Below are 15,680 nucleotides of genomic sequence, written 5' to 3'. Positions count from 1 at the left end.
ATGATCCGCTGCATCGACTGGAACGGCCTGCAGGCCGTCGAATTTGCGAAGGGCGACTACACGGCGCTGCTCGTGCCCGCGATGGGTGCGAACCTCGTGCGGCTGGCTAATACGCGGCTGGGCGTCGAGATTCTGCGCACGCCTGCGGCCGATGAGATCGCGACCTTCAAGGGGCGTCCGCAGGTCTTCGGCCTGCCGGTGCTCTTCCCGCCCAACCGCATTGCGGACGGATGCTACACCTTCGAGGGGCGCACCTACCGGTACCCCATCACCATCGAGAAGGAGCACAACTACCACCACGGCATCCTCAAGAGCCAGCCGTTCGCCGTGTCGAAGGCACTGGAGAACGACGACGAGGTGCTCGTCGAGTGCCGCTACTACGCCAACGCCGGGAACGACGCCATCTACCGCGACTTCCCGCACGCCTTCAAGTGCAAGATCACCTTCCGTCTCTCGAACGAGGGGCTGAAGCAGGAGATCATGTTCGCCAACCGCAGTGCGGAGCGCATGCCCGTGGGCGTCGGATTCCACACGCCGATGCGCATCCCCTTTGCCGGCGGCACGGACGCCGACTACGTGATGCGCGTGGCCGTGGGCGAACAGATGGAGTTGAGTGCACGCAACCTCCCGACGGGCCGCCGCCTGCCGCTCACGGAGCAGTTTGCGAAGCTGCGCGACGGCGGACTGCGCGTCACGGGCTGTGAGCCGATCGAGGCGGGCTTCACGCTGCGCGAGATAGAGGTCGACGGCAAGCCGTACCGCGGTGCGCTGGTCGAGAACCTCCGCACGGGTGTCCGCACCTTCTACGAGGTCGACGACAAGACGACCTACTGGACGATCTGGAACAACGGCGGACACGAGCCCTACTGCTGCCCCGAGCCGCAGTCGTGGACGACGAATGCCCCGAACATGGCCGATCCCGAAGCCGAAGGCTTCCGCAGCATCGCCCCGGGCGAGAGCTGGCGCATGGGTTTCCGCCTCTACGCAAAGTAGGCGGCAGCGCGGGACATGGCCGGGTGTCGCTTCCGGCATCCATCCGCATCGTCCCTTCCGGGGTTCAACCGCACAAAGAGAGAGGAACGGGTCACAAGGCCCGTTCCTCTCTTATATTTATATGGGTCGGATCAGAAATGTTCGCAGATGACCGTCTCCGCAAGGGGTTTGCGGGTCTCGGCGTGGCGGTCGGGTGACGCGGGTTCCCCGTCGCCGTAGCCGATGAGCAGGATGTTCACCGGTTCGACCCCCTCGGGCAGGCCGAACTCCTCGCGCACGGCCTCGGGCTTGAACATGCAGATCCACAGCGTGTCGAGCCCGAGCGATGCGGCGCAGAGCATCATGTGGTCCGTCACGATCGAGGCGTCGATGTCGCCGATCCGCTTGCCGTCGTATTTGCGCGTCCACACCTCCGTGGTGTCGGCACAGACGATGATCGCCACCGGGGCGCCGAAGTCGCGCGTACAGCGCGCCAGCCGTGCCATCCCCTCCTGCGAGCGCACGACAACGAGCCGCTGGGGCTGGCGGTTCGCACCCGTGGGGGCCACGCGCCCCGCTTCGAGAATAAGATCGAGCTTTTCCTGCTCCACCGCCTGTTTCTTGTAGCTGCGGCAGGCGTACCGCCTCTTTGCCAATGCGAGAAAATCCATAACGTCCGATTTTTCCCACAAGATACGAAAAAACGCCGACATCCGCACGTCCCTGTCCGGCAATATCACGGCCGGTGCCATGCGTTGCTTTCTCACGGACGGCCGGGTCCGCGGAGAAGGTCCGTGCGGGCGCGCCGTCGGTGTTCGCCCCCCACGGACAGCGCCGACAGCGCGAACTGCGCACGTTGCGCCACCCTGTCAGTCCCCTGCTGACAGATTGACAGATACCGGGGAGTGGCACACGGTTTGTTGCTGTCGGTGAAGACGAACAAAAATCAAAAAACTACGATACGACTATGAAAAACGGAAAAATCGGAGTGACTACGGAGAATATCTTTCCCGTAATCAAGAAATTCCTCTATTCGGACCATGAAATTTTCCTGCGCGAGCTGATCTCGAACGCTGTCGATGCCACGCAGAAGCTCAAGACCCTCTCGTCGATCGGCGAGGTGAAGGGCGAGTTAGGCGATCTGACGATCCATGTCGCCGTCGACAAGGCGAAGAAGACCCTGACGGTCACCGACCGCGGTGTCGGCATGACGGCCGAGGAGGTCGACAGGTACATCAACCAGATCGCCTTCTCGGGTGCCGAGGAGTTCATGGCCAAATACAAGAACCAGGCGATCATCGGACACTTCGGTCTGGGCTTCTATTCGTCGTTCATGGTGGCCGACAAGGTCGAAATCTTCACCCGCTCCTATAAGGAGGGCGCGAAGACCGTGCACTGGAGCTGCGAGGGTTCGCCCGAGTTCGAGATGGAGGAGACCGACGAGGCGCGCGACCGCGGCACGACGATCGTCCTGCACCTGGCCGAGGATACGCAGGAGTACGCCGAGGAGTCGAAGGTTCAGGAGCTGCTCCGCAAGTACTGCCGCTTCCTGCCCGTGCCCATCGCCTTCGGCAAGGTCAAGGAGTGGAAGGACGGCAAGTATGTCGACACGGAGAAGGACAACATCATCAACGACGTCGATCCGCTGTGGACGCGCAAGCCGACCGACATCACCGAGGAGCAGTACAAGGAGTTCTACCGCGAGCTCTACCCGATGAGCGACGATCCGCTCTTCTACATCCACCTCAATATCGACTACCCGTTCCACCTGACCGGCATCCTCTACTTCCCGAAGATCCACAACAACTTCGAGATTCAGAAGAACAAGATCCAGCTCTACTCGAACCAGGTCTACGTTACCGATCAGGTCGAGGGTATCGTGCCGGAGTACCTGACGCTGCTGCACGGCGTGATCGACTCGCCCGATATTCCGCTGAACGTCTCGCGCAGCTACCTGCAGAGCGACGCCAACGTGAAGAAGATCTCGAGCTACATCACCCGCAAGGTGGCCGACCGGCTGCAGGAGCTCTTCAACACGATGCGTCCGGACTATGAGGCCAAGTGGGACGACCTGAAGATCTTTATCCAGTACGGCATCCTGACCGACGAGAAGTTCGCCGAGAAGGCCACCGACTTCATGCTCTTGAAGAACGTCGACGGCAAGTATTTCACGCCGAAGGAGTACACCGAGAAGGTCAAGGAGAACCAGACGGACAAGAACAAGACCGTGGTCTTCCTCTACGTGGACGATCCCGTCGAGAAGCACACGTCGCTCGAAGCCGCCCGTGCCAAGGGCTACGACGTGCTGGTGATGGACGGCCAGCTCGACAACCACTACATCAACTGGTACGAGTCGAAGAACAAGGAGGTGCGCTTCGCCCGCGTGGACAGCGACGTCATCGAGAAGCTCATCCAGAAGGACGAGGATATCAAGATGTCGCTTACCGAGGGACAGCAGGAGATTCTGACGCCCGTCTTCGAGAGCCAGATGCCCAAGGACGAGAAGATTCACTACCACATCTCGTTCGAGGCCATGTCGCCCGACGAGGCGCCCGTGGTCATCACGCAGAATGAGTTTATGCGCCGTATGAAGGAGATGGCGGCCATGGGAGGCGGCGGCATGAGCCAGTTCTACGGTCAGATGCCCGACAACTTCACGATCGCCGTGAACGGCAACCACCCCATCGTCATCGACATCCTCGCCGACGTGGAGAAGTCCTACGGCGACAAGCTGAAGTCGATCACCAAGAAGATCGACGCGGCCGTTGCCGAGGAAAAGCGCTTCGACGAGGTGGTCAAGGGCAAGAAGGAGGAGGAGCTCTCGGCCGAGGAGAAATCCACGCGCGAGGAGCTGTCGAAGAAGGTCGTCACGCTGCGCGACGAGCGCAACGAGCGGCTGCGCGAGATCGGCGGCGAGAACAAGCTCGTCAAGCAGATCATCGACCTGGCCCTGCTGACCAACGGCATGCTCAAGGGCAAGAACTTGACGGATTTCATCCAGCGTTCGATCTCGCTGATCGAGAAATAACCCCCTCGGGTGCGGTGACGGACATTCCGCCGCCGGACACTCAAAAAGGGAGCGGACCTCTTCTTCATAAAGAGGTCCGCTCCCTTTTTTGTCTCCGTGCACAATGCGGTTGATTGCGGGGTGCCGGACGCACGGGGTACGATCATCCTCGATGCCGAATCAATTTGCCGGGGTCAGATACCGGCACCGTTCAGATAGTCGATTGCCGCCTGCATCTGTTCGTCTCGGCCCTGCATCAACCCTTCGGCTGTCGGCTCAACCACCATGTCAATCTTCACGCCGTGGCGCTGGGCGTTCTGCCCGTCGGGATAGTATACGCCGAGACCGGTGAGGTTGAATGCCGCATACGGCAGCTGGACACGCGTTACATTTCCGTCGGCTCCGGCCGTTTGGCTGCCAATCGTCACGGCTCCCGGAATTGTTTGCAGGAACATGGTAAAGTATTCGGACATCGACTGCGAACAGGCGTCAACCAGCAGCACGACCCGCCCCCTGAAAAGCCGGTCGGGATCGGACGTTCGGGCCGTTGACTGCCCCCTGCGCGTCGCGGTTCCCGGAATATCCGCCAGCGGCAGCAGTATGGCAATTGCCTCCCGGGCCTCGGAAAAAAGGTATTTGGGAAGCATATAGTGAATTACGTTGTAGTCGGCAGGATATGCCCGCATGTCGATAATCAGTTTGTCATGCTCATGCAGGAAATCTTCAAGCCTGCTTTCGTCGGCGCACGTGAGTGTGCCGATGCGGATGCAGGCCACACCATCCGCCACCTCTTCAAACGTCGGTTTTTCGGGCGTATACAGGCTCGTGTAAATACGTCCGACAAACTCCTCTCCGGCGACCGTGGGCAGGATGGACGTGCGAATCTCCCCGTTGCTCCGATACTCGACCTGCACATCGTTCCCGGCCGTCAGCAGCGATGCGTAGGAGCCGTCGCGCATGAGTGAAGCGCTGTTGGAGTGAGGTATATAGGGCGTGAGAGCCGCCAGCCGGTCGACGGGTCTCTGGCCGTCGATGAGGAGAATCTCGTCGCCGACACGGAAATCGTTGGGTACAAGCGTGCAGGTATCCGCAACGAACAGGCGCTCTTCGGCAAAACGGCATACGACGGGTGCAAACCGTCCGCCGAAGAGCGGGATAAACCACGAATTGACATGCGTATCGCACAGTTCGGATACCATGCGGGAATAGAGCGCCATAAAGTTGACCGAGCGGTCGAATGCCATGGCCGTATAGTCGGAAAGCACCTCGTCCCACGGGCGGTCCGTCAGATTGCGGTTGGGAGAATAGCTGTCGACGGCATTCCAGAATTTGGCCACACCGAGCAGTCTGTATGCGATGTCTTCGTCCGGAATATCGGTATATTCCGGCTCGACGTATGAGACATTGACGGGTGTCTGTTCGACATAACGGTTTCTGCCCGGATCGGCCTGACGTATTTCAGACAACAGGCGGCTTAAAGGTTTTCCGAGAAGCAGCGTGTCGGAAATCCAGCCGAAGTCGTTGAAGACTTCGAGCCGCTCGTTGTGGTCGGCACGTGCGGAAAAGGGTCCCAACGTGGCAATCCAGTCCGCATATATTCCGTTGTGTGTCGAATCCGGCGCATGAAGGATGCGGTTCAGAAGGGTGAAATATTCGGCATCCGCATCCGATGATTTATCGGAAAAAGCAGGATGGTGATATTTGACAAAGCCCCAGATTCGTGCAACCTGTATCGCAGCGGAGAGTTGTGCGCTGTCGGGCGTCTCAGGGAGCGTGAGCTCTGCCCGTGCCTCCTCTGCCGAAAGTGATTTTACGGAGTCCCTTTCGCAACAAACGAGAGTAAGGGCCAAGGAAAGAAGAACAGTCGAGAATGCAAACAGGGCTTTTTTCATCTGTCAGAATATTTGCTGTCAAAGCATTGTCCTGCCTACTCCTCGGTCCAGTGGGCCCGGATCAGGTCGAGGTACCACTCCGGACAGCGGCACGGACGGCGCGTGTCGCTGTGAATGAAGCCCAGCTGCGTCATGCCGGTGTTGATGAGCTGTCCTTGCTCGTTATAGATTTCGTAGAAGAAGTTGATGCGCGTCGTGGGCAGCTCCCGAAGGATAATCCGCACGGTGAGCAGTTCGTCGTAGTAGGCCGGTTTGCGGTACTTCGACTGCACCTCGAGGATCGGCATCATGATGCCCCGCTTCTCCACCTCGGCGAAGGACATGCCCAGCGCACGCAGAAACTCACTGCGCGCCGCTTCGTAATAGCAAATGTAATTCGAATGGTGGCAGATGGCCATCTGGTCGGTGTGCTTGTACCACACGCGGATTTTGCAATCGTGACTTATCATCTTGTAACTGTTTTGTGTGCTTCCTTTTTCCAAAGGCGGGAATCCCGTCTCGTACCCCCCCCCGGACCCGTCGCACGGCGGCCGCAGCCACCCCCACTCACTTTTTGCAGGTCTCCGGGGTGCAGTCTCGGAGGACGCTCTCGCTTACCGGATGCCCGAGCAGCCGCTCGGCCTCCGCGATGCGTCCCTCGTCAATCAGCCGGCGGATGACCGTCGAACTGACATGCTCGCCGCCGACCTCGCATTCGTCGATGCGGATTACGCGCATGCCCAGTCCGGCGGTGGCTTCGCTGTCGATGCGGTCGTGCCCGAAGCGGTGGTCGTACCCCGCCACGAGTGTCCCGGCGCCGAGCCGGCGTTGCAGGTACTCCCGGACGAACTCCCCGCCCGACAGCGCGCTGAATGTCCGGTCGAAGGGAATGACAATCACGTTGTCGACCCCCAGCGCTTCCAGCAGGCGGACCTTCTCGTCGAGCGTCGTCAGCAGCCGCAGCCCGTCGGCCCGGCCGAGCGTGATGCGCGGATGGGGCTCGAAGGTCAGCACGATGCTCTCGCCGCCCTGCGCCCGGGCTTCGGCGACAAGTCGGTCGATCAAGGCCCGATGCCCGAGATGCACGCCGTCGTAGGAGCCGACGGTCACGACAGGCCGGACAAACCGGGGAAGGGAATCGAATCCGTGAAATACTCTCATTTCCGATGTTTTGCGCCGTCGCACCTCATGAATTACCGGAGGTATCCTCGCTCTCCTTGACGAAATAGGCGACCTTTTCGAGCAGCGTCGTGATGTCGTAGTTCTCGACGACGATGCCCTGCGGGAAGTTCAGCGGCGTGGAGGTGAAGTTGAGCACCCCCTTGATGCCGGCATTGATAATCGGCAGGACGAGCTGCGGCGCCACCTTCGTCGGCGACGAGACGACCACGATGCTGATGTCCTTGTTCTCGACGACCTCCTCGAAGGTGTCCATGTGGTAGCACGGAATGCCGTCGATGGTCGTGCCGACCTTCTCGGGATCGACGTCGAACGACGCCGTAATCTTCAGTTTCAGCCCCTTGCCGTTGAAATACTTGGTGATGGCCTGTCCGAGGTGGCCCATGCCCAGCACGGCGATGTTCATCGGCGTGGGGCTGTCGAGGATGTTGCTGATGTACTCGATGAGCACCTGCACGTCATACCCCTTTTTCGTATCGCTCGAAAAGCCGATGAGCATCAGGTCGCGCCGCACCTGCACGGCCGTAATGCCGTGCATGCCCGCCAGCACATGCGAGAAGATGTGCGTGATGCCCCGCTTGTGGCTGGCAAGTAGCGTGCGCCGGTATTCGCTCAACCGTTCGATGGTCTTTTCGGGAATTCCGTTCGTCAATGCGCCCATATCCGTTTTATTCGATCGTTATCGTAAAGTCCTTGTTGTAGTTGACGCGCGTCCACTCGCGGTTGACGTGGTTGTGGCTGCCCTCGCGCTGTCCGAAGAGATAGGTGCTCTGCAGCGGCGTATAGCGGCGTCCCTCCATGTCGTACTCGATGTCGTTGTACATCGCCGGGCAGAAAATCAGCGCCGCATCGTAGCCCCGGTAGGAGTAGAGCGTCGGCAGCGAGCCGAAGGCCCGGATGTAGTCCCGGTCGAACTCCGCAACGACCTCCGCGTCACGCTTGGCGTGGTATGTCGAGACAAAGATGACCCGGTCCTTGAAGAACATCGCATGGTCGAGGTTGTTGTAGCGGTTCCAGCGGGCATTGCCCAGCACCACGAAGCGGGGCGCCGTGCGGCCGCGGCTCGTAAGGTTCGTGTCGGCCGATGCGAGGGCCGCAAGAATCCGGTCCACCTCGACCTCGTTGTCCGACATGACGACAAAGACGTTGTCGGCGTCGTTTTCGAGCAGCGGCGTCAGGTCGCTCGGGCTGTTCTCGCGCGCATTCGACGGGTGCTCGTACTGGTAGGTATGCCGCGTATAGGGCGTGTCGCCCAGCTGCGCCAGGATTTCGCGTTCGAATTCCCTGTCCGTGCTGGCCGTATAGATCAGCGTCACACGCCGCTCGCCGCGCAGCAGGTCGGCCACCTTGTCGTACTTGTGCTCCGGATCGGGAGCCAGCTGGAAGAGCACGTCGCTGTTCATGCGCGTGATGTGGGCCAGCGGCGAGACGACCGGGATGCGCCGCTGTTCGGCAAAGCGGATCACCGGATAGAGCCCCTCCTCGTAGACCGGGCCGACGATCAGGTCGCACGAGGCGAAGGCCGCATCCTCGACGATCGCGCGGATGCGCGCCGTGTCGCGCGCCGTGTTGTAGAGGTTCAGATTGACCGAGTAGCCGCGGGCCTTCACGCTGTCGAGCCCCAGAAGGAACCCCTGATAGAACTCCAGGTAGTTGGCATTGGCCTGCCCGTTGACGGCCATCGGCAGGAGCAGCGCGACGTTGAGCGGCTGCCCTGTCCGCAGGGCGCGGAATTCGATCTCCTCGACCCGTTCATCGACGAACCGCTCGGGGTCCGCCGGCAGCGACAGCGTATCTGCAAAGTCGGCGGCGGCAGGGGCCGGCAACGCTTCGCCCGGCACCTTGATCATCGCCCCGGCCTTCAGGTCGGCGGCTTTCAGCCCGCCGTTCAGCCGTCCGAGCTCCTCTTCGGTAATTTCGTAGCGGCGCGCAAGCGAATAGAAGGTCTCGCCCGGACGCACGATGTGGTACGACGTGCCCGCCTCGGCCACGCTGTTGAGCGAATTGCGGTACTCCTCCCACTGCTGCTGCGTGCCGGCCTCGTCTTCGGAGCCGATCTGCTTCCTGCGGATGAGGATGCGCTCGCCCAACCGCAGATGGATCGGGTCGAGCGTCGGATTGTCCTCGATGATCGTCTGGATCGGGATTTCGTACTGCCGCGAAATGGCATAGAGCGTCTCGCCCTTCGCCACCGTGTGGAAGTCGAAGGTCTTGCGCAGCTTGCGGTCCGGTTTCGGGGCCGGGACTTCGGAGACGAACGGTATCTTGATGACCGCCGCAGCCTTGAGCCCGCCGGCAAGCGACGGGTTGTTCTCCAGGATGACCTTCTCGCTCACGTCATAGGCCTTCGACAGCGCATAGAGCGTTTCGCCCGCCTGCACCGTGTGGATGTAGTATTTCGCCCCGTTGATGTAGACGATCGTCGGAGATTTCTCCGCCGCCGCGGCACACAGGCCCCATGCGAGCAACAGAAGCGTCAGGCAAAGTCGTTTCATCGTCATTTCGTCGTTTTGTCGCGCATGCGGATCTCCGTAATCACCTTTTTCGTATAGAGCGGGAAGTCGCCGTTCATCATCCAGGCATAGTAGCTCGGCTCGATGCGGAATATCTCCGCCACCGAACGGCCTTTGTACTTGCCGAATCCGAAGACCTCCTCGCCCCGCTCGTTGTAGAGGATGCGCCCGGCATAGTCGGCGCATTCGCCCCGCGCCGAATACTCGGCCAGGGCGTCGACGTCGTTCGCCAGGTCGGGATAGCGGTCCAGCTGCGCCTGCAGCACCTCGTAGGTGGCCAGCGTGTCGGCCTCGGCCGAATGGGCGTCGTCGAGCTCCTTGTCGCAATAAAACTTGTAGGCCGCCACGAGCGTGCGCTGCTCCTTCTTGTGAAAGATGTTCTGCACGTCGATGAACTTGCGGCGCTTGAGGTCCACGTCGACGCCCGCACGCAGGAACTCCTCGACCAGCACCGGCAGGTCGAAGCGGTTGGAGTTGAAGCCGCCGAAGTCGCAGCCGCGGATGAACTGCTCGAGCGACTTGGCGACCTGCGCGAAGGTCGGGCAATCCTTCACATCCTCGTCGGTGATGCCGTGTACGGCCGTCGCCTCGGCGGGGATGGGCATCCCGGGGTTGAGCCGGCGGGTCTTGCGGATCTCCTCGCCGTCGGGCATCACCTTGACCATCGAAATCTCGACGATGCGGTCCCGGGCGGTATCCACACCGGTGGTCTCGAGGTCGAAGAAGATGATCGGGCGCTTGAGGTTTAACTTCATTTCGGATGTCGTTATGCGTTGATCATCATCGGCATGAGCAACATGAGCGTCGAGCTGGTCTGCTTGTCGTCATAGACCGGCTTGAAGACACCGGCGCGCGTCGAGTCGGCCAGTTCGATCACCACCGTCGGGGTCTCGATGTTCGAGAGTATCTCGACCAGGAACGTCGACTTGAAACCGATCGAGATGGGCTGCCCGTCGTAGCTGCACGAGATCGTCTCGTTGGCCGACACCGAGAAGTCGATATCCTGGGCCGTGAGCGTGATGCGGTTGTCGGCGATGTCCATGCGGATGAGGTTCGTCGTGGGGTTCGAGCAGACGGCCACGCGCTTGATGCCGTTCACCAGCTCGATGCGGTCGACCAGCACCTTGTTGGGGTTGTTGGCCGGGATGACGGCGTTGTAGTTCGGGTAGTTGCCCTCGATCAGGCGGCAGACGAGCGTGTGGCTCTTCAGGCGGAACATCGCGTTCTTCGAGTCGAAGCTCACGTCGATGGCGTCCTCCTCCTTGAGCAGCACCGACTTGAGCAGGTTGGCGGGCTTCTTCGGCAGGATGAACGACGCGCTCACCTCGTTTGCGCACTCCGACTCGTACTTCACCAGCTTGTGCGCATCGGTACCCACAAAGGTGAGCGATGCGGGCTGCAGGTTAAGATAGATGCCGTTCATCACGGGGCGCAGCTCGTCGTCCGCCGTGGCGAAGATCGTCTTGTTGATGCCGTTGACGAGCGTATCGACATCCAGACGCAGCTCCTTGCGCTCGGCGTTGAGCTGCGGCACGGCCGGGTAGCTCACGGCGCTGGCGCCCGGAATCGACAGCGAGCCGCTCTTCCAGCTGATCTTGATCTCCCAGCTGGCGCCGTTGACATCGATCGTCAGCGGCAGTTCGGGAAACTCCTTCAGCGAGTCGAGCATCAGCTTGGCCGGTGCGGCGATCGTCCCTTCGCTCTCGACGCTGTCGACGGTGATCGACCCCACGAGCGTCGTCTCGAGGTCCGACGTAGTGACCTTCAGCTGGTCGCCGTTGAGCTCCATGAGGAAGTAGTCGAGAATGGGCAGCGTGTTCTTATTGCTGATTACCTTTCCGGTTGTTGCCAGCAGCGACAGCAGAGCCGAACTTGATACGGTGAATTTCATAGGTATTTTTTCTGTTTTTTTGGTCTGTTCATATTCGTTATTCCAGTGCGGCGAGCTTGTCGAGCGCCGTTTCGATCATCCTGCGCACGTGAGGCTTGTAGTCGGTGCAGGCGTCCAGGGCGATGCGCTGCGCGATAATCGTGCAGATCGTGGCGGCGCGGTGCCCCATCAGGGCGGCCAGTCCGGCCAGCGCCGAGCCCTCCATTTCGAAGTTGGTGATGCGGCGTCCGTGGTAGTCGAACGACTCGATCTTCTCGTTCAGGTGCACGTCCTGCGGCTCGAGGCGCACCCAGCGGCCCTGCGGGGCGTAGAAGCCCGGCGCAGCGATGGTGATGCCCTCGCGCGTGACGTCGCGGAAGTGCTCGAAGAGCGTGCGGTCGGCATCGATGAAGTAGGGCTTCGGCAGCAGCTCGTTCCAGCCCGTATGGGCCATGAAGGCCTTTTCGATCTCGAGGTCGCACACCTCGTTGCGGCCCTTGTAGTAGTTCAGCAGGCCGTCGAAGCCCACCGACGTGCGCGAAAAGACGAATTCGCCCACGCGGATGTCGGGCTGGATGGCGCCCGAGGTGCCCAGCCGCACGAGCGTCAGCTGCCGCTTGACGGCCTTCTCCTGCCGCGTGGAGAAGTCCACGTTGGCCAGCGCGTCGAGCTCCGTGACGCTGATGTCGATGTTGCCGATGCCGATGCCGGTCGAGAGGACCGTCATGCGTTTTCCCTTATAGGTACCCGTCACGGTATTGAATTCGCGGTTCGAGACCTGGCACTCCTTCGTATCGAAATATTCGGCCACGAGGGCTACGCGGCCGGGGTCTCCGACCAGAATCACCGTATCGGCAAGCTGCTCGGGACGCAGGTGCAGGTGGAAAATCGATCCGTCGCTGTTGATTATCAATTCGGAAGCGGGAATAGTTCTCATAAATGTTGCTTTTTAATTTCCATAATTGGCATAAAAGTAATATATTTACCTCGAATATCAAAACATCGGCAAAAATTTTCTTTAACATAAGTATCCAACCAAAACAAGCGAAACATGACACTCATCAAATCCATTTCGGGCATCCGCGGAACCATCGGAGGCCCCGTCGGCGAGAACCTCACGCCGCTCGATGTCGTCAAGTTCACGACGGCCTACGTGCGCCTGATCGCCGAGCGCAATCCCGGCAAGAAACTGACCATCGTCGTGGGCCGTGACGCCCGCATTTCGGGCGAAATGGTCTCGAATCTCGTGGAAGGCACCCTGCTGGCCTGCGGTGCCGACGTCATCAACGTCGGGCTCTGCACCACGCCCGGCACCGAGATGGCCGTCATCACGAAGAAGGCCGACGGCGGCATCATCATCACCGCCTCGCACAACCCCCGCCAGTGGAACGCCCTGAAGCTGCTCAACGCCAGCGGCGAATTCCTCTCCGACGCCGAAGGCAAGCGCGTGCTCGCCATGGCCGAGGAGAGCGGCTACGAATACCCCTCGATCGACGAGATCGGACACGTGCTTTCGCGCGACGGGTTCAACGACGAGCACATCCGCCTCGTGCTGGGGCTGCCGCTCGTCGATGTCGAGGCCGTGCGCAAGCGCCACTTCAAGGTGGTCATCGACGCCGTGAACTCCGTGGGCGGCATCGTCATGCCGAAGCTGCTGCGCGAGCTGGGCTGCGAGGTCGTCGAGCTCAACTGCGAGCCTACGGGCGAGTTCGCCCACAACCCCGAGCCGCTGCCCGAGCACCTGACGGAGATTTCGCAGGTCATCGTGCGCGAGAAGGCCGACCTGGGCATCGTCGTCGATCCCGACGTCGACCGCCTGGCCTTCGTCTCGGAGGACGGCTCGATGTTCGTCGAGGAGTACACGCTCGTGGCCGTGGCCGACTACATCCTCTCGACGCAGTGCGGCAATACGGTCTCGAACCTCTCGTCGTCGCGCGCGCTGCGCGACGTGACGGAGCGCCACGGCGGCAAGTACTACGCTTCGGCCGTCGGCGAGGTCAACGTCACCACGAAGATGAAGGAGGTCGGCGCCATCATCGGCGGCGAGGGCAACGGCGGCGTGATCTACCCCGAACTGCACTACGGCCGCGACGCGCTGGTCGGCACGGCACTCTTCCTGACCTACCTGGCCAAGAAGGGCATGACGATGACGCAGCTGCGCGCCACCTACCCCGCCTACTTCGCCTCGAAGAACAAGATCCAGCTCACGCCGGCAATCGACGTGGACAAGGTGCTGCGCGAGATCAAGGAGCGCTACCGCAATGAGCAGGTGAACGACATCGACGGCGTGAAGATCGACTTCCCGGAGAACTGGGTGCACCTGCGCAAGTCGAACACCGAGCCGATCATCCGTGTCTACACCGAGGCCAAGTCGATGGACGAGGCCGACGCGCTGGCACAGCGTTTCATCGCGGAGATCAAGGCGATCTGCAAGATTTAGGCATGAGCCGGACGCTGACAGTTCTCGTTGCCGCCGCACTCCTTTCGGGATCGTGCGGCGGCAACATGCAACGGAAAGGCGCCGCGGCGGACAGGGCGGTTCCGGCGGTATGCAACAGCCGCCCGGCGGAGGACCCGCGCGATGTGGCGGGAAGCTATGCGGGAACCATCCCCGCAGCCGACTGCCCGGGAATCGGGATGCACCTGACGCTCCGTGCGGACGGCACCTACCTGCTGCACATGCGGTATCTGGAGCGCGAGGCGGAGTACGACGAAGAGGGCGCCTGGCGCGTTGCGGAAAACCTGCTGACGCTGACGCCCGCCGACGGCGAGGGCATCTCCTGCTACAGGGTCGAGCAGGGGCGGCTGCGCATGCTCGACGCCGACAAGCAGCCCGTTCCGGGAGAGGCGGGCACATGGTATGTTCTTTATAAAACCGACGAAAAAGACGAATAAATGGATCAGGTAAAACAGTATATCGAAGCCAACAGGGAGCGCTTCGTCGACGAATTGTTCGATCTGCTGCGCATCCCGTCGATCAGCGCGCAGAGCGAGCACAAACCCGACATGCAGCGCTGTGCCGAACATCTGGCCGCGGCACTCGTCAAGGCCGGAGCCGACCGGGCCGAGGTGATGCCCACGGAGGGCAACCCGGTGGTCTATGCCGAGAAGATCGTCTCGCCGAAGGCGAAGACCGTCCTCGTCTACGGGCACTACGACGTCATGCCCGTGGACCCGCGCGAAGAGTGGCGCACGGAGCCTTTCGAGCCGGTCATTATCGACGGCCGCATCCGGGGGCGCGGCGCTGACGACGACAAGGGCCAGCTCTGGATGCACGCCAAGGCCTTCGAGGCGATGTGTGCGACAGACACGCTGCCCTGCAACGTGAAATTCATGCTCGAGGGCGAGGAGGAGATCGGCTCGCCGAGCCTCTACGACTTCTGCCGCCGCAACAAACGGCTGCTCAAGGCCGACATCATCCTCGTCTCGGACACCTCGATGATCTCGATGCAGACCCCCTCGATCACCTGCGGCCTGCGCGGCCTGGCCTACATGGAGGTCGAGGTGACGGGACCCGACAAGGACCTCCACTCGGGACTCTTCGGCGGTGCGGTGGCCAATCCGGCCAACGTGCTGGCACGCCTTGTGGCAAGCCTTATCGACGAGAACGGACACGTCACCATCCCGGGCTTCTACGACGACGTGCGCGAGCTGACCGCGGCCGAGCGCCGGGCCTTCAACCGCGCGCCGTTCAGCCTGGCGGCCTACAAGCGTTCGCTTGCGATCGGCGACGTCGAGGGCGAGGCGGGCTACACGACCATCGAGCGCACGGGCATCCGCCCCTCGCTCGACGTCAACGGCATCTGGGGCGGCTACATCGGCGAGGGAACCAAGACGGTGATCCCGTCGAAGGCCTCGGCGAAGATTTCGATGCGTCTGGTGCCCGATCAGGACTTCCGCAAGATATCCCGGCTCTTCGAGCGCCACTTCCGCGCCATCGCACCCCGCAGCGTGAAGGTGAAGGTCCGTGCCCTGCACGGCGGCATGCCCTACGTCGCACCGACCGACATGCCCGCCTACAAGGCGGCGGAGAAGGCCGTGGCCAGAACCTTCGGCAAGAAGCCCCTGCCCTTCTATTCGGGCGGGTCGATTCCGATCATCAGCGGCTTCGAGTCGATTCTCGGCATCAAGTCGCTGCTGATCGGCTTCGGACTGGCCGAGGATGCGATCCACTCGCCGAACGAGAGCTACGGGCTCGAGCAGTTCTACCGCGGGGTGGAGACCATTCCGTGGTTCTACAAGTATTTCGCCGAGGGCAAATAACCGGA

14 protein-coding genes are annotated in these 15,680 nt (G+C 61.4%); 5 read left to right on the top strand and 9 right to left on the bottom strand.

Annotation, left to right across the window (positions count from 1 at the left end; genetic code table 11):
* Complete coding sequence (locus Q1Y33_RS05160; protein WP_300798681.1) at positions 1-993, top strand: aldose 1-epimerase; 993 nt, start codon at positions 1-3, stop codon at positions 991-993.
* Between the two features lie 131 nt (positions 994-1,124).
* Here the strand turns inward: Q1Y33_RS05160 and Q1Y33_RS05155 are convergent, their stop codons facing one another.
* Positions 1,125-1,643 (bottom strand): nitroreductase family protein, encoded by a 519-nt coding sequence (locus tag Q1Y33_RS05155; protein WP_300798680.1) that lies wholly within the window; start codon positions 1,641-1,643, stop codon positions 1,125-1,127.
* Positions 1,644-1,939: 296 nt separating this feature from the next.
* Here Q1Y33_RS05155 and htpG point away from each other — a divergent pair, with 296 nt between their 5' ends.
* Complete coding sequence (gene htpG, locus Q1Y33_RS05150; protein ID WP_300798679.1) at positions 1,940-4,000, top strand: molecular chaperone HtpG; 2,061 nt, start codon at positions 1,940-1,942, stop codon at positions 3,998-4,000.
* Positions 4,001-4,173: 173 nt separating this feature from the next.
* Here the strand turns inward: htpG and Q1Y33_RS05145 are convergent, their stop codons facing one another.
* The 8 genes from Q1Y33_RS05145 to Q1Y33_RS05110 all read right to left on the bottom strand — a co-directional run bounded on the left by Q1Y33_RS05145 (position 4,174) and on the right by Q1Y33_RS05110 (position 12,349).
* Positions 4,174-5,871 carry a S41 family peptidase gene (locus Q1Y33_RS05145; protein WP_300798678.1) on the bottom strand — a complete coding sequence of 566 codons (1,698 nt, stop codon included), beginning with the start codon at positions 5,869-5,871 and terminating at the stop codon, positions 4,174-4,176.
* A gap of 35 nt (positions 5,872-5,906) precedes the next feature.
* A complete protein-coding gene (locus Q1Y33_RS05140) occupies positions 5,907-6,320 on the bottom strand; it encodes a thioesterase family protein (protein ID WP_300798677.1) in 414 nt (137 codons plus the stop codon).
* A 97-nt stretch (positions 6,321-6,417) separates the two neighbouring features.
* Positions 6,418-7,011: an FAD synthase gene (locus tag Q1Y33_RS05135; protein ID WP_300798676.1), complete on the bottom strand. Its 594-nt coding sequence runs from the start codon at positions 7,009-7,011 to the stop codon at positions 6,418-6,420.
* Between the two features lie 25 nt (positions 7,012-7,036).
* Complete coding sequence (locus tag Q1Y33_RS05130) at positions 7,037-7,690, bottom strand: redox-sensing transcriptional repressor Rex (protein ID WP_300798675.1); 654 nt, start codon at positions 7,688-7,690, stop codon at positions 7,037-7,039.
* A 7-nt stretch (positions 7,691-7,697) separates the two neighbouring features.
* Positions 7,698-9,524 (bottom strand): LysM peptidoglycan-binding domain-containing protein, encoded by a 1,827-nt coding sequence (locus Q1Y33_RS05125; protein ID WP_300798674.1) that lies wholly within the window; start codon positions 9,522-9,524, stop codon positions 7,698-7,700.
* 2 nt (positions 9,525-9,526) lie between these two features.
* On the bottom strand, positions 9,527-10,297 hold the full coding sequence (locus Q1Y33_RS05120) for a 3'-5' exonuclease (protein ID WP_300798673.1): 771 nt from the start codon (positions 10,295-10,297) through the stop codon (positions 9,527-9,529).
* An 11-nt stretch (positions 10,298-10,308) separates the two neighbouring features.
* On the bottom strand, positions 10,309-11,433 hold the full coding sequence (gene dnaN / locus Q1Y33_RS05115; protein ID WP_300798672.1) for a DNA polymerase III subunit beta: 1,125 nt from the start codon (positions 11,431-11,433) through the stop codon (positions 10,309-10,311).
* Between the two features lie 37 nt (positions 11,434-11,470).
* Positions 11,471-12,349: a nucleoside phosphorylase gene (locus tag Q1Y33_RS05110; RefSeq protein WP_300798671.1), complete on the bottom strand. Its 879-nt coding sequence runs from the start codon at positions 12,347-12,349 to the stop codon at positions 11,471-11,473.
* 114 nt (positions 12,350-12,463) lie between these two features.
* On the opposite strand from Q1Y33_RS05110, the gene glmM reads away from it, so the two are divergent.
* The 3 genes from glmM (at position 12,464) to Q1Y33_RS05095 (ending at position 15,675) form a co-directional block, all read left to right on the top strand.
* Positions 12,464-13,852 carry a phosphoglucosamine mutase gene (gene glmM / locus Q1Y33_RS05105; protein WP_300798670.1) on the top strand — a complete coding sequence of 463 codons (1,389 nt, stop codon included), beginning with the start codon at positions 12,464-12,466 and terminating at the stop codon, positions 13,850-13,852.
* Between the two features lie 143 nt (positions 13,853-13,995).
* Complete coding sequence (locus Q1Y33_RS05100; protein WP_300798669.1) at positions 13,996-14,307, top strand: copper resistance protein NlpE; 312 nt, start codon at positions 13,996-13,998, stop codon at positions 14,305-14,307.
* On the top strand, positions 14,308-15,675 hold the full coding sequence (locus tag Q1Y33_RS05095) for a dipeptidase (RefSeq protein WP_300798668.1): 1,368 nt from the start codon (positions 14,308-14,310) through the stop codon (positions 15,673-15,675). It begins immediately after the preceding gene.
* Positions 15,676-15,680 lie beyond the last annotated feature (5 nt).

The organism is uncultured Alistipes sp. (assembly GCF_949296715.1).
Classification (GTDB): domain Bacteria; phylum Bacteroidota; class Bacteroidia; order Bacteroidales; family Rikenellaceae; genus Alistipes.
Note: the sequence above shows the minus strand (reverse complement) of the source record. Positions and strands in the feature narration are given on the sequence as shown.

What these genes read in the sequence shown, in the direction of transcription:
- Q1Y33_RS05160 (WP_300798681.1), top strand. Translation starts at nt 1, where the DNA reads ATGATCCGCTGCATCGACTGGAACGGCCTGCAGGCCGTCGAATTTGCG.
- Q1Y33_RS05155 (WP_300798680.1), bottom strand. Translation starts at nt 1,643, where the DNA reads ATGGATTTTCTCGCATTGGCAAAGAGGCGGTACGCCTGCCGCAGCTAC.
- htpG (WP_300798679.1), top strand. Translation starts at nt 1,940, where the DNA reads ATGAAAAACGGAAAAATCGGAGTGACTACGGAGAATATCTTTCCCGTA.
- Q1Y33_RS05145 (WP_300798678.1), bottom strand. Translation starts at nt 5,871, where the DNA reads ATGAAAAAAGCCCTGTTTGCATTCTCGACTGTTCTTCTTTCCTTGGCC.
- Q1Y33_RS05140 (WP_300798677.1), bottom strand. Translation starts at nt 6,320, where the DNA reads ATGATAAGTCACGATTGCAAAATCCGCGTGTGGTACAAGCACACCGAC.
- Q1Y33_RS05135 (WP_300798676.1), bottom strand. Translation starts at nt 7,011, where the DNA reads ATGAGAGTATTTCACGGATTCGATTCCCTTCCCCGGTTTGTCCGGCCT.
- Q1Y33_RS05130 (WP_300798675.1), bottom strand. Translation starts at nt 7,690, where the DNA reads ATGGGCGCATTGACGAACGGAATTCCCGAAAAGACCATCGAACGGTTG.
- Q1Y33_RS05125 (WP_300798674.1), bottom strand. Translation starts at nt 9,524, where the DNA reads ATGAAACGACTTTGCCTGACGCTTCTGTTGCTCGCATGGGGCCTGTGT.
- Q1Y33_RS05120 (WP_300798673.1), bottom strand. Translation starts at nt 10,297, where the DNA reads ATGAAGTTAAACCTCAAGCGCCCGATCATCTTCTTCGACCTCGAGACC.
- dnaN (WP_300798672.1), bottom strand. Translation starts at nt 11,433, where the DNA reads ATGAAATTCACCGTATCAAGTTCGGCTCTGCTGTCGCTGCTGGCAACA.
- Q1Y33_RS05110 (WP_300798671.1), bottom strand. Translation starts at nt 12,349, where the DNA reads ATGAGAACTATTCCCGCTTCCGAATTGATAATCAACAGCGACGGATCG.
- glmM (WP_300798670.1), top strand. Translation starts at nt 12,464, where the DNA reads ATGACACTCATCAAATCCATTTCGGGCATCCGCGGAACCATCGGAGGC.
- Q1Y33_RS05095 (WP_300798668.1), top strand. Translation starts at nt 14,308, where the DNA reads ATGGATCAGGTAAAACAGTATATCGAAGCCAACAGGGAGCGCTTCGTC.